The organism is uncultured Maribacter sp. (genome assembly GCF_963974015.1).
Classification (GTDB): Bacteria; Bacteroidota; Bacteroidia; order Flavobacteriales; family Flavobacteriaceae; genus Maribacter.
In genome coordinates this window covers 192429-218115 of the sequence record NZ_CAXBBZ010000005.1, presented here as the reverse complement: position 1 = coordinate 218115, position 25687 = coordinate 192429, and the positions used below count along the sequence as shown (strand labels likewise).

Annotated in this window: 24 protein-coding genes; all 24 read left to right on the top strand. The window is 33.1% G+C overall.

Annotated elements, in window-relative coordinates; translation table 11 throughout:
- Positions 1-193: 193 nt before the first annotated feature.
- The 24 genes from AACZ41_RS10515 to AACZ41_RS10400 all read left to right on the top strand — a co-directional run bounded on the left by AACZ41_RS10515 (position 194) and on the right by AACZ41_RS10400 (position 25386).
- Complete coding sequence (locus AACZ41_RS10515) at positions 194-1492, top strand: WG repeat-containing protein (protein ID WP_339628401.1); 1299 nt, start codon at positions 194-196, stop codon at positions 1490-1492.
- A gap of 348 nt (positions 1493-1840) precedes the next feature.
- Positions 1841-3718, top strand: coding sequence for a DUF4910 domain-containing protein (locus AACZ41_RS10510; protein ID WP_339628400.1), 1878 nt, complete (start codon positions 1841-1843; stop codon positions 3716-3718).
- A 75-nt stretch (positions 3719-3793) separates the two neighbouring features.
- Positions 3794-5191: a TIGR00366 family protein gene (locus AACZ41_RS10505; RefSeq protein WP_339628399.1), complete on the top strand. Its 1398-nt coding sequence runs from the start codon at positions 3794-3796 to the stop codon at positions 5189-5191.
- Positions 5192-5387: 196 nt separating this feature from the next.
- Positions 5388-6029 carry a porin family protein gene (locus AACZ41_RS10500; protein WP_339628398.1) on the top strand — a complete coding sequence of 214 codons (642 nt, stop codon included), beginning with the start codon at positions 5388-5390 and terminating at the stop codon, positions 6027-6029.
- A 263-nt stretch (positions 6030-6292) separates the two neighbouring features.
- Positions 6293-7009, top strand: coding sequence for a DUF6090 family protein (locus tag AACZ41_RS10495; protein WP_339628397.1), 717 nt, complete (start codon positions 6293-6295; stop codon positions 7007-7009).
- Between the two features lie 319 nt (positions 7010-7328).
- Positions 7329-8177, top strand: coding sequence for a LytTR family DNA-binding domain-containing protein (locus tag AACZ41_RS10490; RefSeq protein WP_339628396.1), 849 nt, complete (start codon positions 7329-7331; stop codon positions 8175-8177).
- 142 nt (positions 8178-8319) lie between these two features.
- On the top strand, positions 8320-9252 hold the full coding sequence (locus tag AACZ41_RS10485; protein ID WP_339628395.1) for a hypothetical protein: 933 nt from the start codon (positions 8320-8322) through the stop codon (positions 9250-9252).
- Between the two features lie 229 nt (positions 9253-9481).
- Positions 9482-10246 (top strand): DUF6090 family protein, encoded by a 765-nt coding sequence (locus tag AACZ41_RS10480; protein WP_339628394.1) that lies wholly within the window; start codon positions 9482-9484, stop codon positions 10244-10246.
- A gap of 226 nt (positions 10247-10472) precedes the next feature.
- Positions 10473-11645, top strand: coding sequence for a heparan-alpha-glucosaminide N-acetyltransferase domain-containing protein (locus tag AACZ41_RS10475; protein WP_339628393.1), 1173 nt, complete (start codon positions 10473-10475; stop codon positions 11643-11645).
- A 163-nt stretch (positions 11646-11808) separates the two neighbouring features.
- Positions 11809-12501, top strand: coding sequence for a DUF6090 family protein (locus tag AACZ41_RS10470; RefSeq protein WP_339628392.1), 693 nt, complete (start codon positions 11809-11811; stop codon positions 12499-12501).
- Positions 12502-12679: 178 nt separating this feature from the next.
- Entirely contained in the window at positions 12680-13216 is a 537-nt protein-coding gene (locus AACZ41_RS10465) for a GNAT family N-acetyltransferase (protein WP_339628391.1), read from the top strand.
- A 169-nt stretch (positions 13217-13385) separates the two neighbouring features.
- A complete protein-coding gene (locus AACZ41_RS10460) occupies positions 13386-14198 on the top strand; it encodes an NIPSNAP family protein (protein ID WP_339628390.1) in 813 nt (270 codons plus the stop codon).
- Between the two features lie 184 nt (positions 14199-14382).
- The gene (locus AACZ41_RS10455; protein ID WP_339628389.1) at positions 14383-15111 is read left to right on the top strand and encodes a DUF6090 family protein; all 729 of its coding nucleotides are present in this window, start codon (positions 14383-14385) and stop codon (positions 15109-15111) included.
- A 47-nt stretch (positions 15112-15158) separates the two neighbouring features.
- Entirely contained in the window at positions 15159-15905 is a 747-nt protein-coding gene (locus tag AACZ41_RS10450; protein ID WP_339628388.1) for a DUF6090 family protein, read from the top strand.
- 132 nt (positions 15906-16037) lie between these two features.
- On the top strand, positions 16038-16661 hold the full coding sequence (locus AACZ41_RS10445) for a hypothetical protein (protein WP_339628387.1): 624 nt from the start codon (positions 16038-16040) through the stop codon (positions 16659-16661).
- Between the two features lie 159 nt (positions 16662-16820).
- The gene (locus AACZ41_RS10440; RefSeq protein ID WP_339628386.1) at positions 16821-17753 is read left to right on the top strand and encodes an ester cyclase; all 933 of its coding nucleotides are present in this window, start codon (positions 16821-16823) and stop codon (positions 17751-17753) included.
- A 144-nt stretch (positions 17754-17897) separates the two neighbouring features.
- Complete coding sequence (locus AACZ41_RS10435; RefSeq protein WP_339628385.1) at positions 17898-18659, top strand: DUF6090 family protein; 762 nt, start codon at positions 17898-17900, stop codon at positions 18657-18659.
- A 160-nt stretch (positions 18660-18819) separates the two neighbouring features.
- Complete coding sequence (locus tag AACZ41_RS10430) at positions 18820-19623, top strand: DUF6090 family protein (RefSeq protein ID WP_339628384.1); 804 nt, start codon at positions 18820-18822, stop codon at positions 19621-19623.
- Positions 19616-20389, top strand: coding sequence for a DUF6090 family protein (locus AACZ41_RS10425; protein ID WP_339628383.1), 774 nt, complete (start codon positions 19616-19618; stop codon positions 20387-20389). The genes AACZ41_RS10430 and AACZ41_RS10425 overlap by 8 nt, the downstream gene beginning before the upstream one ends.
- 118 nt (positions 20390-20507) lie before the next feature.
- A complete protein-coding gene (locus tag AACZ41_RS10420; protein WP_339628382.1) occupies positions 20508-22673 on the top strand; it encodes a molybdopterin-dependent oxidoreductase in 2166 nt (721 codons plus the stop codon).
- A 164-nt stretch (positions 22674-22837) separates the two neighbouring features.
- Positions 22838-23548, top strand: coding sequence for a DUF6090 family protein (locus tag AACZ41_RS10415; protein ID WP_339628381.1), 711 nt, complete (start codon positions 22838-22840; stop codon positions 23546-23548).
- Positions 23549-23602: 54 nt separating this feature from the next.
- Positions 23603-24007, top strand: coding sequence for a DUF6090 family protein (locus tag AACZ41_RS10410; protein ID WP_339628407.1), 405 nt, complete (start codon positions 23603-23605; stop codon positions 24005-24007).
- Positions 23974-24261, top strand: a complete 288-nt coding sequence (locus AACZ41_RS10405; protein ID WP_339628380.1) for a hypothetical protein — start codon at positions 23974-23976, stop codon at positions 24259-24261. The genes AACZ41_RS10410 and AACZ41_RS10405 overlap by 34 nt, the downstream gene beginning before the upstream one ends.
- Positions 24262-24657: 396 nt before the next feature.
- Positions 24658-25386 carry a hypothetical protein gene (locus AACZ41_RS10400; RefSeq protein WP_339628379.1) on the top strand — a complete coding sequence of 243 codons (729 nt, stop codon included), beginning with the start codon at positions 24658-24660 and terminating at the stop codon, positions 25384-25386.
- Positions 25387-25687 lie beyond the last annotated feature (301 nt).

Here is a 25687-nt window from a genome sequence, read left to right as displayed (position 1 = left end):
TGCGTGACGGAAAGCAAATGCCAGTTTGCTCCCGTACTGTTCATAGCTAAAACGTCAGACTGCGCAAAAACCTATTTTAGATATAAGCGCATTCGGATAGGTGTTCGAGAAAAAAATCAAATACGGGATTCTCAGAGACCGAAATTGAGTTCATGCGCAGACTCCCGTTGCCCAACATTTGAAAAAATCTCTTATGAAAAAAATATTCTTACTCATTTTAATAATATCAACTAGTGTTTTTGGTCAAAAAAAAGTCGGAAACGACATTTTTAAAATGGAGTTTTTAAGAACAATGACAAACCTTGACGGAAGTTCAAATGACTATTACACTGACTTGGTTGAAAGATCAATGTTTTCTAAAAAAGACTCTCTGAAATATGGTTTCCTAAATTCAAAAGGAAAAGAAATTATTGGACCAAAATACACTTATGCTTCAGATTTTTATAATGGTAAATCTAATATCATAAAAGATTCAATTCCAGGGATATTACTTGAAAATGGTAAAGAAATTTTATTTCCTGAATACAATGCAACATATTGGTATAAAGGAAATTTAGGTATTGCCATTAAGGAAAAAAAGTATGGTTTTATTGATACGAGTGGCAAAATAATTATTGATTTAAAATATGAAGACGCATTTCCCTTTTATCAAGGCTATGCTTCTGTAAAAGAAAATGGTAAATGGAATTACATTGATGAAAATGGGACAAAAGTTTTTAGTGATAGTTTAACTTTTAGCTATAGACCAATGATTGACAATAAAGCAATCTTTATGATAGATTCCATAAAGGCTGAAAAGAATAAATCAATGATAACTGAAAATGGCAGTAGAACTTTTGTTGAGTTTTTGAATAAAACTGGTCATATCCAGCTTAAAGAAGGCTTGATTAACACAAATGGAAAAATCATTCTAAATCCTATTTACGATGAAATTTCAGGATATTATCAAAATGGATATATGAGAGTAAGAAATAATGGAAAAACAGGCATAATTGATGAACAAGGAAAAATCGTAATTCCAATTGAATACGAAGATATAAGTGATTTAAAAGATGGCTTGTTTTTAGCCAAAAAATCTAACAAATATGGAATGATAAATACCAAAGAGGAAATTGTAATACCATTTGAATACAGCAAAATTCGTTTTTTTAATGAAAGTCTTGCTTTAGTATTACTAAATGGAAAAGCAGGCTATATTAATAAAGAGAATGAAATGATAATTGAACCTAATTATAAATATAACTTTATGGGAGATTTCAATAATGGTTTAGCTGCAGTAAGAAAGGGCGATAAATATGGTTACATAAACAATAAAAATGAAATAATAATTCCAATATTATACGATAGCGCACTACCTTTTAAAGAAAATAAAGCAATTGTAAAAAAAGATGGAATTTCATTTATCATAAACACTAAAGGAGAAGAAATTAAAAATATTTCAGAACCTTATTTATGGCTCGATAGAGATAATTTAATAAGATTTGCAAAATAAAAAACGTTGGGCAACAACGTGTATAATTAATGGCTAGTTATAGCTTACTTACGATAATCCTTGCGGATTTTCTATTCGGTTCTTATTTGCTAAATTAGGTACTTAAACACGCCACTAATCATACACAAAAACGTTGTAAGCAATTTTCAAATAATTTATGCCTTTTATAAAAATCATATGACTATTAATTTAAAAAGTATTTTCATAATTGTACTTCTCCATTTGTACACCAATATTGTGGCTCAACAAGTGCCTTTACATCAAGAAGTTCTTGTTTCGCATCTGAATCAAGAGTTATCTGGTGAATCGGCCAAACGCAACCTTGAATACATCTCCCGACTTCACCGAATGAGAGGTTCCGATGATTACGTCAAGGCCATTGCTTTTCTAACCACCAAACTGAAAGATTACAATTTAGAATCAATTGAGGTAATAAAAATTCTGGCAGATGGTAAAACGCTATACGGGACCCATAAAACACGGCCTGCTTGGAATGTCGAGTTTGCAGAGTTATGGGAACTCAAAGAGCAGAATAATCATTGGATAAGACATTCTAAAATCGCCGACTATGAGTCTATTCCTATGGTCTTGGCTCAGGACAGTAAAACTGGCGAAGTATCTGCCAATCTGGTTGATATTGGCAAAGGAACAAGTGAAGGTGATTATGCGAATAAGGACATTAAAGGAAAATTGGTACTTACCTCTTCTCAACCGGGCAGTGTGGCTTCATTGGCCATTACAAAATACAAAGCTGCCGGCATCATAAGTTATGCGCAGAATCAACCTTCGGCATGGCATGGAGAAGACGAAAACCTCATCAGGTGGGGGCATTTTGATTATTTTGCCGACATCCAATCTTTTGCTTTTATGGTCTCATTAAAGCAGGCGAGAGCCTTTAAATCCAAATTGAGCAATGGGGAGACCGTTAGATTGAATGCCAAGGTAATATCCGAAACAAAACCCACAGACTGGGAGTTACTAACCGCAGTAATCAAGGGTAGTGATCCCGACTTGAGCAAAGAGGAAATTTTATTTACCTGCCATCTTGATCATCCACGACCCGGTGCGAATGATAATGCAAGTGGATGTGTAGCCATTTTGGAAGTAGCGCGAACATTGAAAAAATTGATAGATGAAGGCAAGCTTGACAGACCTAAACGCACCATTCGCTTTCTTTGGTCTCCTGAAATTGAGGGAACCAAGATCTTACTTAATTATAAACCCGAATATGCGGAAAAAACCAAATTCAACATCCACATGGATATGGTAGGTGGAGGGCTTGAAACTAAGGGCGTTTATCAGGTTTCCAGAGGCCCCATGAGTTTACCGAGTTTTATCAATGACGTAGGAGAATCTTTTGGAGAATTTTTGAATCAATCAAGCATTGCTTATGCAAGTGGTACTGCTACAAAATTCCCCGTTGTTTCAAAAGAAGGTGGAAAAGAGCCATTGCAAGCCATCATTGGAAATTTTAGAATGGGCAGTGACTTTGAGGTGTTTACAGAAGGGTCTTTCATGATTCCATCCATTTATTTGCATCAATATCCTGACAGATATATTCATACCAATTACGACTCCCCATCTAATATTGATCCAACTGTCTTAAAGCGCTCTGGGTTCATTGGTGCCGCATCAGCCTATTACTTGGCTAATTTCACTACAAAAGATTTAGCCCCCCTTTCCAATCTGATGAAACAACGCGTGTTGCAACGTGCTTATGCGATGTTAAACTTTAGTTATGCATTCAATGCTGAGGAACGGGAAAATGCTAAGTATTATTTTTGGCAACAGGAAGTACAAGCTTTCAATTCCATCAAACCTTTCGCTGATGTATCTGAACAAACAAAAGACTATAAAGCTTATTTAGAAAGCCTCCAGTCCACAATTGGCCCTGGAAAACCATTGGTGAGTTTGGACGAAAAGAATCTGATTGTTTACAGTCGTGAAGAAGGTTTAAAGGGTGGCATGCTTTCATTTGGTTATGACTACTTTAGAGATCATTATCCTGCGAATAAGCCCCAGCCAAAATTGCTAAATTTTAATGCGCTGAGGGGTAATGGTGCAGAATACGGGTATGAAACCCTAAATCTTGTAAATAGCAAACATAGTATTTCTGATATTCGAAATATTTTATCCGCACAATTTGGTCCGATACCGATAGCAATAGTAAGCGAATATTTAGAGGCACTGGAAAGTATTAAAGTAATTACAGTTGCAGACAATTAAATCAGCGTACAACAATAGATAAAATCCATTAAAACGAATTTTATCAAGACGTTGTGCAACATTTAAAAGTGAAATATGATTGAAAAACTTGGAGAAAAAATAACGTACCTATTTTTAAAATATATGCCTAATGCATTTGTTTTTGCAATACTCTTAACTTTCATAACCGCTATTGGAACTTATCTTTGGTTGGACGTGACACCCATGAAAATCATAACTTCTTGGTATGATGGTTTTTTTGATTTATTAGGGTTTGCGATGCAAATTGTTTTAATTATTATTACCGGTTTCAGCATTGCCTTGTCTCCTATAATAAAAAGAGGAATAGATTCCCTTGCTCGACATATTAATTCCCCAAGACAGGTATATTTTTTAGTTGTTTTCTTAGGTTTATTATTAACTCTAGTAAGTTTTGGATGGATAGTTATCACATGTGTTTTAGCAAGAGAATTGGCATTACGTGTGAAAGGCGTTAACTATCCTTTTTTGATTGGTTGTGTTTACCTTTCTATGTCTAGCTGGGTTTCGGGATTATCAAGTACAATTCCTTTGCTATTAAATACAGAAAATAATTTTTTAATTAATTCTGGTGTATTGACCGAAGTTATCCCTACCTCTTATACTCTCGGTTCAATCCTAAATATCTCAATGATTATCACCTCACTTATTGCTGCTCCTTTAATTCTACTTATACTAAGTCCCAAAACACCGAAAAATAAAGAGATTACAGATTTAATGATCGTAGATGAAAATTCAAAAAGACAAACAATTGAAGAAGAAGCATTAAGTCAAAAACTTCCATTTAAATCATATTCTGATAAGCTAAACAATAGTTTTATCCTTCAGATGATTATTGTAATAATGGGGCTTGTTTATATCATACGCCATTTTATTACAAAAGGGATTGATTTGAATTTCAACATAATGATTTTTATATTTTTAATTTTTGGTTTATTACTACACAAAACACCGATGCGTTATGTTATTTCAATGAAAAAAGCAAGTAGTAATATTTCTGGAATTTTATTTCAATATCCTTTTTACGCTGGTATAATGGGAATAATGTTGTTTACCGGATTAGGTGAAAAACTTGGGCAAATATTAGCATCACAAGCTAGTATACACTCTTACCCATTTTTTGCCTACTTAACCGGAGCGTTTGTCAATTTTGCAATACCATCGGCTGGAGGTGAATTTGCAGTTGTAGGTCCAAGTATAATCAATGCTGTAAAAGAAATAGGCACAGGGTTACCGACGGAAGTAGTAACAGAAATGATTGCAAGAGCCTCTTTATCTGTAGCATATGGAGAAAGTTTAAGCAATATGCTTCAACCTTTTTACTTGTTACTGGTATTCCCTATTATGGCGGCAGGTATTAAAATACAAGCTCGAGATATTATGGGATATTTAGTGTTACCCTTCATTTTGCTCTTCATTATACAATCTGTTCTAGTTACATTTTGTCCATTTTAATTAAATTCAAGTAAAAAAGATAATGGTATTAAGAAAAACGATTGCCCAACACCGTATAAAATTAATTGCTAGTGAAAGCCTACTTACGAAAAGCCTAGCGGATTTTCTATACGGTTTGTACTTGCTAAATTAGGCGCTTAAACAAGGTAACTAATCTTATACAAACACGTTGTAAAAAATTTAACTAACTAATAAAATGCAAAAACTTTTAATTCTAATTTTTCTACTATTTAATTTATCAAACTTCTATGGACAAGATAAAAGTTCAAATTTCGGATTAAAGGCGGGAATTAATTATGGAAAATATACTCCAAATAAAAATTCTATAGATTATAAATATAAAATTGGATTTTATGCAGGGGGATTTTTTAATATCTCTTTGGAAGAAAAATTGGAATTTCAACCAGAGGTTTTATTTGCACTACAAGGTAGTAAGGTCAATATAGGAAGTTTAAGTATTCCTAACTTCGATTACAACGGTAATCCATTACCTAATCGAAATACATATGAATTCACTTATCAGGTTAATGAATTGACTGTATCTATACCATTGGCAATAAAAGTCTTTTTTTCCAAAAACTTTTATCTTGAAAGTGGTCCGCAATTTGGAATTATTGTTGACCGAAGTTTGAATACGTCACAGCAATTATTAGCTGGAGAAGATGATAGTTTTGTGATTAGAGAAGGAGATTCTTTTGATTTTGGAGTAATCCTTGGGTTTGGTCAAAAATTATCAGAAAGTTTATCCCTAAACTTAAGGTCATATTCTGGATTATTAAAACGAGATGATGATATTAAATCTTTTGTTTTTAATCTAGGAATTGAATATGGTTTATAAAACTTTTTACAACAAAAACCTAAACGTAATGCGGACTTTAGGGTTTAAAGCTAAGGTCTGTGTAAATTTATAAAGTCGCTAAATCTTATGGATTTAGCTTTGGACAAGAAAAAATAAAACTAAACAATAAGCTTTAGCTTCGTGCTCAGACGGAAACGAAAAGTTTCCTTGCCTCCGCACTACGCTTAGCTCAGACGTTGTGCTTCATTACCAGAAACCGCTAACCAATGATAAAATTCTTTAGAAAAATACGCTACGACCTTATGGAAAAAAATAACGCTGGAAAGTATTTAAAGTATGCTATTGGAGAAATTGTTTTGGTCGTTATTGGAATTTTGATTGCGCTGAGTTTAAATAATTGGAATGAATCAAGGAAAAATGAGATAATTAAACAGCAGTTAATTGAAGACTTAATTGTAGAATTACAATCATCGAGGGTTATAATAAATAATGCTATTGCCCTTGGTGATTCTCTAATTGCAGACGGTCAATTGTATTTAAAACACATTGGATCTAGAGAATTGACAATTCAAATAGATTCACTGAAAAAACTTGGAGATTTTATAACATATGGTATTCCTTATGATCTCAATTTACCAATTTATGAAGATTCAAAATCGTCAGGCAGGCTTAGTATGATTAATAATAAGAAAGTACTAATACTTTACGCTGAGATAATGTCTGCCGACATTGGTGGAACCATTCACCGTAAAATTAGTAATGATATGTATTATAATGGTTCTGACTGGGAACTAAGAAAAGAAATAGGATTAAGCGAAATTTTATCTACGCCTAATGAAATGATACCTGAAAGATTTAGATTAACTGAAAAAGAATTTTTGGAAATCCTTGCACGTCCTTCTACGTTTGCCACGTTAAATAATTCTTTACAGATGAAAGTTGTAAGGATTAATTATATGAATAGAATAAGCAATGGAATGACAGAAGTTATTGGATTACTTGAAGAAGAAAAAAAATAATCTTAAGTTATAAAAAATAACGAAAGCACAACACCGTGTATAATTAATTGCTTTGGCAAGTGCTTATTTGGAAAATTCCTTCGGAATTTTCTCGTATCAAAGTTTGTTTACTAAATTAGGTGCTGGCCACCGCACCTAATCATACACCAACCGTTGTGCTTCATTATATCCAATCGCTAATCAATGATAAAGTTCTTTAAATAATACGCTACGACTTAATGGAAAATATTTTAAGTATGCTATTAGAGAAATAGTTCATATGGTTATTGGAATTTTGATTACGTTAATCATTAATAATTGAAATAAAGTACAAAGTAATATGATAAAGAATAGTATTTCATTCTATGATACTAAAAAATATAAAATTGAATTAAGCTTTTCTACTTCAATTTTTTTCTACCTTTTTATCGTGTTTTTTCTACCATTTGGAGTAAGTAATTACAATCCGAATCATCAATACACAATTGATTTTCTTTTAATGATTTTTTTCTTTTTTCTTCCATTGTTGGTGTTCTCATTATTTAATGATATAGTGTTGCGGCCATTTTTTTTTAAAAAGGCATCTTTTAAAAAAATAATACTTTGGAGTATTTGGACCTTAGTTTTTTTAGGCACAGTTTTATTTTTTACCTATAACATTTTAGGAAACTGGCACGATTTTAAATTGAGCAGCTATATAGAATTTTTAAGTCAAGTATCCGTTGTTTTACTTTTTCCAATTGTTGGCACCTTTTTCTTTTTTAGATTCCAATTTTTACAAAATCATATTGAGCATATTTTAACTACCAAAGAAAGGTCTCTAGACCAAAACCAGCTTATCCATTTTAAAGGGCAAGGTAGTAAAGATCAAATTACACTTTCTTTAACCAATTTTATTTACGGCAAATCACAAGACAATTATGTCGAATTGTACTTTCTTGAAAAGGAACAGTTAAAAAAAATTATTATCCGTTCTTCACTAAGTAATTTGTCAGAGTCAATTGACGATACAATTATTGCGAGATGTCATAGATCTTATATTGTCAATTTATTCCATGTAATTTCGGTAATGGGAGGAAATAACGTAATCACCCTAACATTAAGCCCGTTCGATTCTACCATTCCCGTGTCAAAATCGTATCGAGACACTATCCTTAAAAATCTCCATGCGATAAAGAACTTCGTTTAGTTTACTTTTTCACCACAAATAGAAAGATTTCACCACAATGCCATAAAAATGTGTAACACGGTACCGCACTTGTTTGTCTATATTCTAAAAGTCGAATTACTAACATGTAACCGAAAGAAATCAACACATAAATTTTATAACAATGAAAAACGCTCGTATCTCTTTAACGATTTTTACTGTGCTATTTAAGGTAGCAACTTCCATTACTTATGCTCAACCTAGCTATCCTACCAACCCAGAAAATGCTCAATTAGTCTATACTGATGTGGAAAATTTTGTGGAGGCTTTTGAGCAATTAAAAACCACAACAGATACTCTAGCCGTACTAAATAAATATTATTTTGATCCTGGCACGGCGGGCTTAAAGGAATATATAATTAAACATGCTTTAACCCCTGATATGCTTAAAAATGCTATTGCTAAGAACCCGGACAGATATGCAAAAATTGAAGGGTTTTTAGCGAACAAGGCCGTTTTTGGGACTGAATTTAACGAGGTAATGCAAAATTTTGGTCAAATATTGCCTAATGCTATGTATCCGCCAACCTATTTACTTGTAGGCGCAAATCGGGGCATTGCTCAGGCCTCAAAGGTGGGCCAATTAGTTACTGTGACACGCGTTGTGGACAATGGAGAAAAGCTTAAAAAATTAATAGTCCACGAATTGGCGCACTTTCAGCAGGCACTATCTATGGGGATTGAAAAGTATGGATCGCTTTATACTCAGAAAAATAATATGCTAGCCCTTTGTTTGCGTGAAGGCGGCGCCGAATTTGTAACCTCGTTGGTTCTAAATCAGATAACACAAACAAAAAGTTTGGGGTATTTAACAAATAACGAATCCGAACTAAAATTACGGTTTATACGCGATTTAGCCGCTCAGGACACCAAATTCTGGCTATGGGAATCAATAGACGACCCAAGTGCTCCCAAGCTTATGGGCTATGTGATGGGATACAAAATATGCGAAGCGTATTATAAAAAAGCAACCAATGAGCAAAAAGCTTTAGAGATGATTTTAATCATGCCAGATCCCGAATCCTTTTTGAAAATAAGCGGTTATTTTAAAGAATAATACAACTGGTCAATGTGTTGTAATACGGTTGTTTGATTCCTTTACCTAGGGAAGCCCGTGAAAGCGGGCTTTTTTGTTGTTGCGTTTATGATTTTTAGTATCTTTAGGATTCTCCCCCTTGATTATTATATAAACTATTTGTTAAAGCTATCCCGGAATTTTTTCGGGATAAGGGCGGTATATTAAGGTATATAACACGTTGTGCATCATTAAAACCAACCACTAACCAATGATAAAATTCTTTAGAAAAATTAGACAAAACTTACTATCCGAAGGCAAAACTGGAAAGTACCTGAAATACGCCATTGGGGAAATTGTGCTTGTTGTCATAGGGATTTTGGTTGCATTGCAAATAAACAACTGGAACCAAACTCGATTAAACAGAAGCTTTGAGGTTACAATGCTAAAAGAAATTAAAAGCTCTTTAGAGCAAGATTTTAATTATTATGAGGAGTTTAAAGCTAGAGTAGAAAGAAAAAGGCAGGGAATTGAAGAGTTACTAGCTATGATAGCTTCAAATAAAACTTATCCTGATACTGTTTTGCTTGAATCATATAGAAAAATGAGGTGGGGCAATTTATTCGTTTACAACAAAGGGGGGTATGAGGGTATAAAATCAGTTGGCCTTGATAAGATTTCCAATGATTCATTGCGAAGAAAAATAATTAAAATTTACGAAGTGGATTTACCAGGTGTTTTATCGTATTATGATATGATGGGAGCAAGATATTCTAATGAAGATTATAAGTTACAACTTGATAATTCATTATGGAAACGTGTTCTAATACAAATGCCCGATAAAAGCTATGAAATTGCAAGCATACCAATTAACAATGAAACATTTTTAAAGCAACCTGAACTTATTGATAGAATTCATGTTGCACAAATCATTTTAACATATACTCAGCTTCAAATGCCAATTTTAGAAAATGCAATAAAGGAAGGTATTGATATTGTGAACAAAGAGATAGATAAATTAAAAAAAAGTGACTGATAAAAATCAAACTTAAGACGTGTATAATTCATTGCTAGTGCAATGATTAAAAGGAAAGTCATACACGAGCACGTTGGAAATAATCCCTCACAGACTACTAGATTCTTTAGTCCCTCGGCTAACGTAAAATAAGTATATTGAGGAGAAAAAATTAAACAAATTGACTAATTTTAAATAATTGATAAACAGTGATTTATTTTACATTAGTCAGAATTATAAAGACAATATGAGTCAAAATAAATCAAACAGAATTGAATCACTTGACTTATTGAAAGGTCTAATTATGATTATTATGGCGCTAGACCATGTGCGAGATTATTTTCATTATGATGCTTTTTTCTTTGACCCAACTGATCCAGACAACACAAATATTATCCTCTATTTTACACGCTGGATAACGCATTATTGTGCTCCTGCATTTAGTTTTTTAGCCGGCATATCGGCATTTCTGGTAGGAAGAAAAAAATCAAAATCAGAATTATCTGTGTTTCTACTAAAGAGAGGTATTTGGTTAGTCTTTATCGAATTAATTGTAGTTAATTTTTCTTGGTATTTCGATATTCATTTTAGTACAATAAGCCTACTTGTAATCTGGTCTTTAGGAATTAGTATGATATTTCTTGCTGGACTCATCCACCTAAAATTAAAATACGTGCTAATTTTTAGTGTATTAATGATATTTGGACACAACATACTTGATTATTTCCCTGTTGAAAAAGGAATATTATGGTCAATTATTCATGAATTCGGCTTCATTACTTTAGAGAATGGTAAAATTTTACTTGTCGGTTATCCAATCATTCCGTGGGTTGGAGTAATGTCACTGGGTTATTATTTCGGTTCATTCTATAATTCAAATAATGAACCATTGAAACGACAAAAAATGTTCAAGCTGATTGGTTTAATTTCTGTTGTTGCATTTTTAGCTATTCGTCTAATTAACGAGTATGGAAACCTTAATTATTGGAAAAGCTATGATACTGTATTAAAAACAATCTTTTCGTTTTTAAATCCGGCAAAGTATCCTCCATCTTTGACATATTTACTCATGACATTAGGACCAATACTTCTTTTTTTGGCATATACTGAAAATACCAAAGGAAAAATCGCAAAATTTATTAGTGTATATGGAAAGGTTCCATTTTTCTACTATATACTTCATTTATATATCATTCATACTTTGGCTTTGCTATTGGCATGGTTCACCAATTTTGGATGGCAAAAAATGATTATAACAGGATGGGTTACCGAATCATCTGAACTCAAAGGGTATGGATTAAATTTGGTTTATGTTTACATAATATGGATAGGTGTAGTACTTATGCTTTACCCTCTGTGTAAAAAGTTTAGTACATACAAGCTAAATCATAAGGAGAAAAAATGGCTTAGCTATTTATAATAACTATTGCCAACATAGTGTATAATTCATTGCTAGTAAAAGCCTACTTACAAAAATCCTCGCGGGTTTTCTATTTGGTTTGTATTTGTAAATTTAGTTTCTAAGACACGTAACGAAATCATACACTAAACCTTTGTGCTTCATTATCAGAAACCGCTATCCAATGATAAAATTCTTTAGAAAAATACGATATGACCTGATGGGAAAAAATAAAACTGGAAAGTATTTTAAGTATGCTATTGGCGAGATTGTACTGGTTGTCATTGGAATTTTGATTGCACTATCAATAAACAATTGGAATGACGAGCGAAAGAATACAGATAAAAGAGATACTATTTTATCGAATCTTATATTGGATTTAAAAAAGGATATAATAGCTTTTAAGAAAGCTGAAATTAGGAATCAAAAATCTATTGACTTTATTGGTGATTTTTTAAGAACTGCTCAAATAGATAATTCACTCGAATTTATAGAAAATATTGATGAAAGATATGCCTTCTATCCAAATAGCTCAAAGTACAAATCTATTATTTCAACAAATCAAATAGAATTATTAGATGACTCTAAAATTGATAAATTAACGGACTACTATGAATACGATTACTATAGACTAAAAAGTTGGATTAGGGATTTAGATTTTACCACAAAAGAAATTGGGAATTTCATGATTAATGTACTTCCAAAACACCCTATTAAGAATGATACGATTTTTAATAATGAGGTAATAAAATTATTAAAACAAAAAAAAGTTTACAACCTTTTGTCTTATAGTCAAAATGAAAGAATTTGGCTTAATGGCTTAGTAATAAGTACAAGAAAAAAGGCAGAAAGATTAATTATTGATTTGGAAAAATAACGAAAGCACAACAACGAGTATAATTAATGGCTAGTTCTCGTCTACTTACGAAAATCCTAGCGAATTTTTATCGGGGTTGTATTTGCTATATTAGCTGCTTAACAACGTAACTACTTGTAGCCGGGTCGTTAGCTGCAAGGCTACCACGGACAATAAACAACTAAAACGTATTTAATAAATGGACAAAAGCGAAAAAGTAATAACAAGAACAGTTGCAATTCCTGAGGACATTGAGAGTATTAAAAAATTATGGTTCGACTATTTGGTTTGGGGTAACGACAAAATGCAAGAACTATATGGCGTCCATCCTCATAATCCACAAGAAGCGGTTATACAGGACATTCAGCAAATAAGTAAATTTCAGCCACCATACGGACAACTAATCATAGCTACTTATCAAGGTAAAATATGTGGACTTGGAAGTCTGAAGTGCATCAATTCCGAAATTGGAGAAATAAAACGAATGTTTGTTGACCCAACTTTCAGACGTATTGGTGCGGGACGTGCTATACTTGAAGGACTTTTAATAGAATCGAAAAAAACTGGTTACAAAAAGGTTCGACTTGACAGCCCAAAGTTTATGGAAGCAGCTCATTCTTTGTATAGAAGTTTTGGATTTCGTGACATAGAAGCATATCCAGAAATGGAAATTCCACCGGAATTTAAGGACTATTTGTTGTTTATGGAATTGGATATAATGAACGACACTAAATAAAAAACGCAAACCCAGCAGCTAACAAGGTATAAAAATAATGCTTAGTTTGGTGCAAAACCCAAAGTTAGTGCGCATTTGGTCGCTCTGATTTTTCTGCGGAAAATCCTCGGACACAAAACCGCACTATTCTTATACAAACAGTTTTCGGTCATTATTAAAACACAAAAAAATGAAAATAATCAAACTTCTTATACTAGTGCTCTTTATTTTAGTTCTTACAAACTGTGAAGATTCGAATTCTAAAAAGGGCACAGAAAATAAATCGCCAGAGACTGATAGAGAATATTATCAACTTAAAGTCTACACCTTTGATTCAGAGGACCAGGTAATTTTATCTGATAAGTACCTTAAAGAAGCTTATTTGCCCGGGGTAAAAAGGTTGGGCATAAATAATATTGGTGTATTCAAATTAAGACCAACTGATACTGATACTATTCTAAAAACTTACGTACTAACTCCTTTTAGTTCGATTGAACAATTAATTGGCCTTGAAGATCAACTTAATGGCGATGAGCAATATTTAATAGCCGGAAGCGATTATTTAAATGCATCTTATGACCAAGAACCCTATGGGCGAATTGAGTCAACAATAATGCTTGCTTTTAAAGGCTTTCCTACAATGAGACCGTCTAAATTGAATAGTCCAAGAGCAGGACGAATCTATGAATTAAGGAGTTATGGATCACCAACCGAAGTATACTTGAAAAATAAAGTCGAAATGTTTAATGATGCTGGAGAAATAAAACTCTTTGAGCGTCTCGAGTTTAATGCAGTTTTTTATGGAGAGGTCATTTCGGGTTCTATAATGCCAAATTTAATGTATATGACAACTTTCTCTGATCAAGTAAGTAGGGATAAACATTGGGAAGATTTTGGTGCTTCTCCTGAATGGGATGAAATGAAAGATATTCCTAAATACCAAAACAATGTTTCTAAATTTGATATAACCTTCCTTTATCCTACCGAATATTCAGATTATTAATCGTTCATATAAACGGACAAAGAACGAAACGACAACACTGGTTATAAATAATTGCTTGTTCTTGCCTACTTTGGAAGTTCCTGCGGAATGTCCAACTTGGTGCGTACTTGCAAAGTTAATTGCTAAACCACGTAACTACTCTTAGCCGAGACCGTTGTGGTTAATTATCACAAACCACTAACCGATGATAAAATTCTTTAGAAAAATACGCTACGACCTAATGGAAAAAAATAAAACTGGAAAGTATCTCAAGTATGCTGTTGGTGAAATTATTCTTGTCATCATTGGAATTCTAATAGCAGTATCCATTAATAATTGGAATGGAGACAGAAAACTTAAGTTAGAGCAACAATCTATTTTCAAAGACTTAAAACAAGAGGTGGAGGAGAATTATAAAGCATTAGCTATTGCATTTGAAGGAAACGAAAAATCGTTCCAAGCAGGAAAAGAAATGAAAGCCCTTCTTTATGATAGTGAAGCGTTTAACAAAATGTCTGATAGTATATTTGATGCATTGGTCGTGAAAATGAATATGAACTATACTTATGATCCGCAATATGGGATACTAAATTCTATTATTTCCTCTGGACAGATAAATCAATTTTCCAATAAAGAGCTTAAATATTTATTAGCTTCCATAAAGGAATTGACAATAGATGCTTTAGAAGACGCATTGAAAATAGAATCTCAAAGAGATGAATTAATGAGATCATCTTATAATCACGCATATTTAATTAAGGACAATATAATTACAGGGTATAATATAAAGTTACTTTATTCTCATCCAGATTTCAGGTGGGCGGTTCATCATCTTTTTTATAGTGTTCGAAGGGATGGTTTAGAAGAAGAAAAAGAATTGATGACAACCTTAGAACACATTATTGAATTAATAGACCAGAATATTGATAAATAATGAAAGCACAATAATGGTTGTGCTTCATTATCTGAAACCGTTAAATAATGATAAAATTTTTTAGAAAAATTCGCTACGACCTTATGGAGAAAAACAAAACTGGGAAGTATTTAAAATATGCCGTTGGTGAAATTATCCTCGTTGTTATTGGAATTTTAATAGCCATTCAATTAAATGAATGGAGAAATGATATAGTAAACACCAAACAAAAACAGAAAGTATTATTAGCCTTAAAGACGGATTTTGAAGAGAATCTTACAAGGTTAGACACTGTATATTACCACCAAGAAAAAAGCTTTTGGAAGTTCAGGGAATCAAGAGATCTTATCGATTCTATAAATTATGTCACAGACAATACAGTGTTTAAAGAAAACTTGGGACATGGTGGATATGGATATAGTTTTAGTCCAATTAATGGGGCCTTGCGTTCTGCTATATCGTCAGGAGATATTCATTTAATTAACGGTGAGCGCTTAACAAAATTATTATTTAGTTGGGAGGACTTGGTTATTGATTCTTATGAAGAAGTTGAACTTCTTAGAAGTTACGGTACAGACCCTTATGTTCATTTGATAAATAGCTATGTCCAAGCAAGAGAATTAGGTGAAAAATCACCCAATAGGAACGGAAGCAAGCACCCATCTAATTTCGTTGGATTATATAAGGATCCACTATTTGAAAATAGTACCCAACAAATGATTTACTACTCATACCAATATATGGAAGAACTAAAGGTCATTAGAATAAATAATTTAGAAATTGTAGAATTAATTGAGCAAGAATTAAAAAAATAACGAAAGCACAACAATAACTATTAGTAATTGCTTGTTCTTGTCTACTTCTGAAAATCCTCTCAGATTTTCAGTTTGATGTGTACTTGCAAAGTTATGTGCTAAACCACGCAACTAGTCATAGCCGAGACCGTTATGCGGCAGCATAGGACGACCGTAAACAAACGACAGGCAGAAATGGAAGTATTATTTCACTTCATATTCGAATTAATTAAAATTTCAATTTTAAGTTCTATTTATGCGACCTTGACACTTTTGACTTTTAAAATAATTGGTCGCTACAAGCCTAACAGTTGGTTCTACAGAGTTTCACGGAAGAAATTACGTCTTTGGTTTTTAAGCGGACTTGCTATTTCGGTTGGACTTTTCTTTTATATGTTCACTAATTATGGTGACCACGGACTTGGTGACGGTCCTAAAATACCAATTGGTCACGGAATAGTCGTTGACAATGCCAATTGGACGGAGTATGGTTATATTAAAGGAATTACAACAACAGATAACATAGATATTGAAATGACAAAATTTATTGTTGTTGACAATATGTTAATCGGAAACCTTGAAAGTTCTTTTTATGACTTTCAAAACCCATATTTTATTTATGACTTGAAAACCAAAGAAATAAATGAATTTAAAACTAAGCCAGAATTTGACACATTTGTAAAAGAAAACAAACTACCTACTTCTGAAGAACTTTTGACATTTGAAGAGAATTACAGTAAACATTGGAGCTGGTGGAGATTTTGGCTTTTACCTTGACAGCATTAAATATGACAATATACCTAAACGGAAAAGAAAGCCGACCGCATAACAGCACCTCTACTCCACCACACTAGCTCAATCAATTCTTATCTCGTATATTTATATGGTGCGGCGATGGCATAGCCGATCCTTTGGCAGCAATTAAAAAACTCAATTATGAAAATAACATTGAGAAATGTAATATTATCTCTAGTAGTATTTTCCAGCTTATTTATCAGTTGTGAGTCAAATCAAGACAGAACTAAATTGACAGAAAAGGTTACTGAAGCACAAGAAGAAAAAATACTGAATCCAGAAGAACAAGAAATAAAAGCCATTGTAGAAAAATTATTGATGCTTGTAGGTAATTCTGACTTTCAGGGGTTGGATTCTATAATTTCAGACAAGGCAAACCTGGCAAGTGCAATAATTAGAGATGGAGCCTCGAAAAATTCCGTCATCACAATTGGCGAATATTTTGAATCACAAAAAAATCGAGAACGGAAGCCCTTTTACGAACCCGTATATGAATACAAAATTCTTATTAATAAAGGGCAAATCGCTTTTGTATGGGCTGATGCTATCCTACATTCATATGGTGTTCCTCGGACAAATAATATCGATAATTTTACCCTAATCAAGGAAGATGGTAAATGGCAATTCATTAACATCTCTTTCACAAATACACCATTACCAGAAGAGTTGAAAAAATTTGATTTGGAGGTTTTTGCCAAGAGTTATGCACAAGTGTGGTGTAGTCAAAGACCAAATTTTGTATCATCCTTTTTCTCTGAAAATGGCGTTCTACAGATAAATGATGGCTCACCAGCAAAAGGAACTGAAGAAATAACAAATGTCGTAAAAGGATTTATGGACGCTTTTCCGAATATGGTTGTTTCAATGGATAGTCTAACTACTAAATTGGACAAAACACGATTCTATTGGACACTGACTGGAACAAATAATGGACTGAATGGAACTGGAAATAAGGTTAAAATTAGCGGATTTGAAGAATGGACTTTGAATAAAGATGGGCTAATCCAAGAATCAAAAGGCTATTTTGATCAAAAGGAATATAACCGACAATTTGAATTTAAATCGGATAAATAAAAACTGCTGCCAACACCGTGTAAAAATAATTGCTTGGTTCTAGCCTACTCGGAAAATCCTACGGATTTTCCTCTGGTTTGTTCCATTTTTAATAAGTCAGTTGCTTACACAAACCGTTGTGCTTCATTATAACCAACTTAACCAATGATAAAATTCTTTAGAAAAATTAGACAAAATTTTCTGTTGGAAGGAAAAACAGGAAAGTATTTTAAATATGCTCTCGGAGAAATAATTTTGGTTGTAATTGGGATTTTAATTGCTCTTCAGATTAACAATTGGAATGAAGACCGGAAAGCAAGTTTTGAAGAAATCGTAGTATTAAAAGCGATGAAAACAGATTTTTTAGAAACAGAGAGAAGAGCTAAAGAGACAATCGAATCTCAAAATGAAGTTGTGGATTATTGCTATAAACTACAAATTATGATGAATGGACAAAAGGATACTGATTCCATTGGAGAATATATATATCGAGGCGCATTATCTTATTGGAGAATAGAGCCGGCTAATGGTACTTACGATGGACTGATTGGTTCTGGAAAAACTTACATAATAAAAAATCAAACCTTAAAAAGTTTACTTGCAGAATATTCCGCAGAAATCAAATACGGATTTGAAGATGAAGATTTTGGTTTAGAGCTAACATCAATATTGGTAGAAAAATCTAGCCCATATTCAGCTTTTCTAGAGCCTGAAAGATATAGGGTACGAGTAGGTATAGAAAAGCCTATAAGTAAGGAAAAAAGAAATAGTTCCATAGCTGAACATCTCAATAATAATTCATTTTTAGGTGTTTTAGTGGCGAAATCCGATATGGCTCATAACAGATTAGTATATCAGAAGAATATTTTAAGTTTGGTAGAAAAAATTCTAACACAAATTGAGTCAGAATTAGAAAATAAAAAATAACAAAAGCACAACAATGCCTATAAGTAATTGCATGTTCTCGCATACTTTGAAAATTCCTGCGGAATTTCCAACTTGGTGTGTACTTGTAAAGTTAACCGCTAAACCACACAACTACTCTTAGCCGAGACCGTTGTGCTTCATTATGACCAACCAATAACCAATGATAAAATTCTTTAGAAAAATTCGTCAAAAATTACTTTCAGAAGGCAAAACTGGAAAGTATTTAAAATATGCAATTGGTGAAATTGTCCTTGTCGTAATTGGAATTTTAATCGCCCTTCAAATTAATAATTGGAACCAAAACCGTCTTAATAATCAATTGGAATCTCAATACAATGAACGTCTCTTAGAAGATGTGCGAGAGGAAAAAGTAATTCTTCAAGCCGTTATAAATTATTCAAATCAAGTTCTCAGTCATGCCAAAAATGCCATAAAAGTTTTTGAAGATTCCTCAGATGCAAATCCAAATCCACTTGATAATATAATAGACATGTATCAGGCAAGCCAATTGCAGGATCCTTACTCTGCATCATCAACTTATAAAGAGTTGATCGCTTCTGGTCAAATCAACCTAATTCAAAATGATAGTTTAAAAACTGCTTTAATCAGGTACTATGAGATAGATTGGACTAATGTGGGCGTGTTTAACTTAAAAAATACATACAGAGATAATCTAAGAAGGAAAATGCCTAATGACATTCAATCAGAAATTAGATTAACATGTGGGGATCTTTATATAAAACACAGAAATGCATATCAAACCTATTTACCCAAAAACTGTGAGATTGATATTGATTATAATTCAACAAAGTCAATCGTTGCCAATTTAAGAAAGGACGAAAGCTTAAAAGAAGATTTGCGTTATTTGATTGGAAACGAAACGGGTAAATTGAATGATTTGGAGTCTATCCAAAAACAACTTAATAATCTCGTTTCTCAATTGGAAGAAATAAACAATGATTAAATTCTATAAAAAAATCAGACAAAATTTACTTTCAGAAGGTAAAACTGGAAAGTATCTGAAATATGCATTCGGAGAAATCATATTGGTCGTAATTGGAATTCTTATTGCACTAAGTATTAATAATTGGAATCAAAATAGAATTAACACAGGTAAGCAAGAAGACTATTTTTTAGGACTTAAAAATGATTTAGAAAATCAAATTACAATTTTTAATTCTATAGTTCAATTTAACGACTACATTATTAGTGAAGGAGAGTCTATCTTGAGAGACTTTAGTGCAACGAGTAAATTTTCAGAAATTGATAGTATAAATAGAAAGTTAACCACTATGATGTTTACCCAAGATTATCCAGATATCTCAACCAGTTTTAATGAACTAAATAGTACTGGGCAGTTCAACTTAATAAAAGAAAAATCGATTCGATATCAAATAATTAAATACTACCAAGACTCTAAACATTTTCAAAACTCGATGGTTGGAAATAGAAATGAAGTTATTTATCCTCAAGTATTTCCAATTATCAAATCGATGGTTATTATACATCAAGAAAATTTTAGGATTAAGAACAGCGGGATTAATTTAATGGACAATTTGAAATCAACCTTTGATAATAATTTTAATGACCCAACAAAGGAATTTGAATTAGTAAATGCAATTAATTTGCGAGTTATAATTGCTAAAAATGATAAAGGGATTATTGGAAATGCAAAAAATCAAGCTGAGCTATTGCTTGAAGTTATAAATAATCAATTGAAGATAAATTGATAACGTTTAATTTTAGTATATAAAATAACGAAAGCACAACAATGTATATGAAATCATAGCACCCTTCGGGATGCTACTACACCATACACGGAACGTTGGCAATCATTTAACAAAAGATATGAGATCAAAGAAAAATAAAAGTATTGATCGAAGGGAATTTTTAGAAATTACAGGCAAATCTGCAGTGGGTATTAGTCTAACTTCTTTACCTTTTTTGGTCTCATCCTGCAGCGAAAATATAACTACCAAGACTACGCACGGTGCATGCTATCACGATTGTCCCGACAGGTGCAGTTGGAAAGTAACAACCGCTAAAAATAAGGTAGTTGCCTTTGAAGCAAGCCAAAATACTTACACGGCGGGAAAATTGTGTAATAAAATGGTAGATTTCCCTAACGATGTAACCTACCACCCTGATCGAATTCTTACACCTTTAAAAAGAACTGGGCTTAAAGGAAAAGGAGAATTTGAAAAAATTAGTTGGGATCAAGCAATAAGCGAAGTTGCCTCTAAACTCCAATCTACTATTGAGGAAAAAGGTGGTGAAGCAATTCTTCCATATAGTTTTGGTGGTAATCAAGGCAAAGTCCAAAGCAAAGCTCCCAATCGATTTTTTGCCCATATTGGAGCTAGCCAACTGGAAAGAACAATTTGTGGCGATGCAGCAGTAGCCGGGGTTTTGGCAACAAACGGGCAAACAACGGGTGTATTACCAGAAGATTGCGTCCATAGCCGATATATCATTCTTTGGGGTACCAATCCAATTCGTTCGAACCAACATCTCTGGCCTTTTATCCAGAAAGCTAAAAACAATGGGGCAACAATAGTTGCTGTGGACCCCTTTCGTTCTGAGACTTCAGAGAATGCGGACTGGCACATTCAACCGTATCCAGGCACTGATACAGCTCTTGCTTTGGGGCTAATGCATGTAATACTCAAAGAAAACCTGCAAGACCAGGAATTTATTGACCAGTATACCATTGGAATAGAGGAGTTAAAAGAACATGTGCAAAAATATGATCCAGATTCAGTTTCTCAAATTACGGGTCTGAATGAGGAAACGATTATTTCATTAGCAAAAGCATATGCACAAAGCTCACCATCCCTGATTCGAGTGCTTATTGGTATGGAACATCAGGTAAATGGAGCAAGTGCCTTTAGAGCTGTAGCCATGTTGCCGGCATTGACAGGTGCATGGCGGCATTTTGGAGGCGGATTGATGCACATGACCTATGAGCTGTTCGGAGCATCACTGAATTGGGAAAGCATAAACTTACCTGAGGAGTTAGCAAGCAAAGAAACCCGATCTATCAATATGATAGAATTGGGTAAAGTTTTAAATAGAAAAGATCTAAATCCCCGTATAGATGCGTTATTTGTATTTAATTCGAATCCGGCAGTCACCACTCCCAATCAAAATCTGGTTCTTAAGGGATTGGAAAGGGAAGACTTATTGACCATTGTATCAGAGCACTTTATTACGGATACAGCTAGATATGCCGATTATATTTTTCCTGCAACAAGCGTTCTTGAAAATTGGGACATACTAGATTCATGGGGCACACCCTATATAAACATTAACGAGCCAGCAATTGAACCACTAGGTGAATCAAAACCCAACTCGGAACTTTTTAGGTTACTTGCTAGGGAAATGGGACTCACGGAATCGTACCTATATGAATCGGATATTGATATTGTTAAGAAAACACTGCAAAGTGATCATGAATATTTAAAAGGAATCACTTTTGAGTCTCTGAGAAAATCAGGAGGACAAAGATTAAACCTTCCTGATAAATGGATGCCACATGCTAAAGGTAATTTCAAGACCAAAACAGGAAAATGCCATTTCTACGATGAGGATATTGAACCTAGTCTTCCAACTTATATCCCTAAAGGGTATAGTCAAGCAGAAATAGAAAAATACCCATTGCATTTATTGACTATTAAAACGCCTAAATATTTACTGAATAGTAGTCATGCCAATATTGACCATATTCTTAAAAAGGAAGGGAAGCCCTTTTTAGAGGTGAACCCAACTGATGCATTCAATAGAAACATAGGTGATGGTGATGAATTGAAAGTATATAACCAGCGAGGTAGCGTATATATAGCGGCACGTATTAGTCAAAAGGTAACACAAGGAGTAGTATGTATGCCTCAGGGATTTTGGCCTTCTATGTTAAAAGGTGGGTCTTCAGCTAATGCACTCACTGATGATCTCTTAACAGATAGGGGTCGTGGTGCCGCAATACAAGAAGCTAAAGTTGAAATAGTAAAGGTCTAAAAAAAGACCACCAATAATGTATAAAAATAATAGCGGTATAATCGCTAAAATAAAAGTAAGTAAATATAAAAAAGGTCTGTGTTTAACCGAATAGTTAGTGCGTGTAAATCCGTTACTATTCTTATACTAGACCGTTAGCCTTCATTATGACCAACCAATAACCAATGATAAAATTTTTTAGAAAAATTAGACAGGACTTGCTATCAGGCGGAAAAAGTGGAAAGTATCTTAAATATGCTATCGGAGAAATTGTTCTTGTAGTTATGGGGATATTGATTGCATTGCAAGTTAACAATTGGAATGAAAATCGAAAAAACTCTAACAAAGGAGTCTTTTTTTTACAAAGCCTATCCAATGATCTTGAAGATGATTTAGTTCAAATAGATAGTATTTACAAGTTTAGGACCAATCTTCTTAATGTCTATAATTTATTACTAGATAAAACCGAACACATAGATAAAGAAAATAAACAATATATAGATTCATTGTATACAATAACTCAAGGAAGAAACCCTACATTTTTTCCAACAGTAGGAGCTTACAGTAGTGCAACAAACACTGGAACTTTTGAAAATTTGACTAACGAAAATCTTAAAAAAGCGATAAGAACTCTTTATGAAAGATATTACAAGCGTATTTTATATAATGGTGAAATACTTGACAAGAGAGTAGAAAAAGTATCTTGGGAGCGGCGATTGTATTTTAGTAAAATACATTCAAAAATATTATCGATAGAAGCCATAAAGGATAGGGAATTTATAGCACAATTAGAATATTTACAAACCACTAATTTCCTTTATAAAGAATTGTTGGAAGAGGGCAAAAAAGATATTTCAAAAGTTAAATCTATTATCATTAAAGAGTTAAAAAAATAATAATGATAAAATTTACTTTTAGAAGGAAAAACTGGAAAGTATTTTAAATATGCTATTGGCGAGATTATCCTTGTTGTAATTGGGATTTTGATGGCCTTACAGATTAATAATTGGAATGAAAATAGAAAGCTACAAATTACACAAAACATTCTCCTTATTAATTTATATGAAAACCTAGCCGCTGACTCTATTATTCTACAAAATAATAGGCAGCACTTGTTGAAAATAATTGAAACCCAAAAACAGCTTCACGCTTTCAGGAAAAGTTTGGTAGAGCCCGATGAAATTGACAACCCACAAAGTATTAGGGGTTCATTTCGTAACTATTCAATAACAAAATCAAATCATCCAGAAATTGCAACTATAATTCTCAATGAAGCACTAAAAGAGAAAATAAGAGAGTATTATAGATTGCTTGCTTTTTTTTGGAAAACGCTTATACCCAATATGATAATGTAGTAAAAGAGATAGTTAGACCTTATTTAGCAAATAACCTCGCGCTAAACCCTGATTTTCCTTTTGATAATCACAGCCAATCTGATAAACCAGAAAAACTTAACCTTGAACAGTTTTATTTGATTGTTAAACGAGAGGAATTTGGTCAGATACTTTTTGAATCTAACATAAAGGCAGTCGAAACCGACTATATTTTAAATAAAATTTTGGATGCGAACTCTGCACTTCGACTTTCTATCAATAGTGAGATAAATTAAATTTAAATGAATAACGAAAGCACAACAATGCCTATAAGTAATTGCTAGTTCTCGCCTACTTCTGAAAATACTCACTTATTTTCAGTTTGGTGTGTACTTGCAAAGTTAAGTGTTAACCCACTTAACTACTCAAAGCCGAAGCCATTGTATGCTATTTAAAAAAAATCCAGCCATGCATTTTTGCCTTTTTGATTTTTGCCAACATTGAAAAACCAAAAGGGCTAAAAACGCTCCAAGCACGGAAGGTGAGAATAATTTGAACCATTTTCATCTTTAAACGAAATAGTTGAAAATTAAAGATTATTTTAACAGAAATGAACCGAATAACGGAAGTACTTAAATAGAAATGAATTAAGCAGACTTGGTTACTTTACAAAAACAAGAAGGGGTTAATTTATGAAAAAAAGAAACATTGGACTAACTGGGGGGCTAATTACTGGCGGCGTAATAATGGGGATGGGACTCCTCCTTATGGCTCAGGGTGATACTAAGCCTGGCGGCAATGGGCTTATGCTGGTACTTGGTTGGTTAGTATTTATTCCTGGCGCGCTCCTTGCAACGATCACATTTGTCAGTTGGCTGTTTACCTCCCTTTACAGTTCCCTTAGTTCTAAAAATAGGCGAATTTTCTGGTTAGTAATTTTTATTTCTTTGATTAGCATAATTGGCGCAACGAAGGTTAACGACTATCTACAATCGCAGCCTGAAGTAGTTGCTAGAAGAGCAATGGAAAAACAAGTCGAAGCTGAGGCTAAAGCTATAAAAATGGCATCTGAGAGGGAGGCGGCTAGTGAAAAAATTAAATCTATGCAAAGTTTAATACTAGGTGATTGGTCACATCAAGGTCACATTCTTGTATTTGAAGAGCAGGGCAAGATGCATTATAATTACGGGGGTAATATCTATTCAGGTAGCTGGTCACTTGATCAAGACTCAACCCCTCCGTATGATGTATATTTAAAAATGGTGAATGTCAATAACAACTGGGAGGCTTATGTATTACAGATTGATGCAGCACATTTAACATATGCCATTTTTACTTATAGAGGCCAAAATTTACAAGACTTAATCAAAACACAATACAAACGTATTGAAAGTACAGAACAGGAACTACAGCAGCCATAATCGGCTCATCTTTGTATTTCAATTATTGGGATTATCTAATAAAGATAAATTTAGCACCAGTTTTTATTTAAACCCCCTGATGATGAAGCACAAAAAATAGGATTAATATTATTTTAATTGATTAATAAGTAATAAACTGCTTACAACAATGGCTATAAGTAATTGCTGGTTCTCGCCTACTTCTGAAAATCCGGTAGAATTTTTAGTTTGACATGTACTTGCAAAGCCTGCCTATGGGCAGGTTAAGTGCTAAACCACGCAACTATTCATAGCCGAGACCGTTAGTATACATTACAAAACT

Coding starts and splice junctions, on each gene's coding strand:
- AACZ41_RS10480 (WP_339628394.1), top strand. CDS start 9,482: ATGATAAAATTCTTTAGAAAAATTAGACAAAACTTACTATCCGAAGGC.
- AACZ41_RS10475 (WP_339628393.1), top strand. CDS start 10,473: ATGAGTCAAAATAAATCAAACAGAATTGAATCACTTGACTTATTGAAA.
- AACZ41_RS10470 (WP_339628392.1), top strand. CDS start 11,809: ATGATAAAATTCTTTAGAAAAATACGATATGACCTGATGGGAAAAAAT.
- AACZ41_RS10445 (WP_339628387.1), top strand. CDS start 16,038: ATGCGGCAGCATAGGACGACCGTAAACAAACGACAGGCAGAAATGGAA.
- AACZ41_RS10495 (WP_339628397.1), top strand. CDS start 6,293: ATGGAAAAAAATAACGCTGGAAAGTATTTAAAGTATGCTATTGGAGAA.
- AACZ41_RS10465 (WP_339628391.1), top strand. CDS start 12,680: ATGGACAAAAGCGAAAAAGTAATAACAAGAACAGTTGCAATTCCTGAG.
- AACZ41_RS10505 (WP_339628399.1), top strand. CDS start 3,794: ATGATTGAAAAACTTGGAGAAAAAATAACGTACCTATTTTTAAAATAT.
- AACZ41_RS10460 (WP_339628390.1), top strand. CDS start 13,386: ATGAAAATAATCAAACTTCTTATACTAGTGCTCTTTATTTTAGTTCTT.
- AACZ41_RS10430 (WP_339628384.1), top strand. CDS start 18,820: ATGATAAAATTCTTTAGAAAAATTCGTCAAAAATTACTTTCAGAAGGC.
- AACZ41_RS10515 (WP_339628401.1), top strand. CDS start 194: ATGAAAAAAATATTCTTACTCATTTTAATAATATCAACTAGTGTTTTT.
- AACZ41_RS10440 (WP_339628386.1), top strand. CDS start 16,821: ATGAAAATAACATTGAGAAATGTAATATTATCTCTAGTAGTATTTTCC.
- AACZ41_RS10400 (WP_339628379.1), top strand. CDS start 24,658: ATGAAAAAAAGAAACATTGGACTAACTGGGGGGCTAATTACTGGCGGC.
- AACZ41_RS10435 (WP_339628385.1), top strand. CDS start 17,898: ATGATAAAATTCTTTAGAAAAATTAGACAAAATTTTCTGTTGGAAGGA.
- AACZ41_RS10490 (WP_339628396.1), top strand. CDS start 7,329: ATGATAAAGAATAGTATTTCATTCTATGATACTAAAAAATATAAAATT.
- AACZ41_RS10510 (WP_339628400.1), top strand. CDS start 1,841: ATGAGAGGTTCCGATGATTACGTCAAGGCCATTGCTTTTCTAACCACC.
- AACZ41_RS10420 (WP_339628382.1), top strand. CDS start 20,508: ATGAGATCAAAGAAAAATAAAAGTATTGATCGAAGGGAATTTTTAGAA.
- AACZ41_RS10450 (WP_339628388.1), top strand. CDS start 15,159: ATGATAAAATTTTTTAGAAAAATTCGCTACGACCTTATGGAGAAAAAC.
- AACZ41_RS10425 (WP_339628383.1), top strand. CDS start 19,616: ATGATTAAATTCTATAAAAAAATCAGACAAAATTTACTTTCAGAAGGT.
- AACZ41_RS10485 (WP_339628395.1), top strand. CDS start 8,320: ATGAAAAACGCTCGTATCTCTTTAACGATTTTTACTGTGCTATTTAAG.
- AACZ41_RS10500 (WP_339628398.1), top strand. CDS start 5,388: ATGCAAAAACTTTTAATTCTAATTTTTCTACTATTTAATTTATCAAAC.
- AACZ41_RS10415 (WP_339628381.1), top strand. CDS start 22,838: ATGATAAAATTTTTTAGAAAAATTAGACAGGACTTGCTATCAGGCGGA.
- AACZ41_RS10455 (WP_339628389.1), top strand. CDS start 14,383: ATGATAAAATTCTTTAGAAAAATACGCTACGACCTAATGGAAAAAAAT.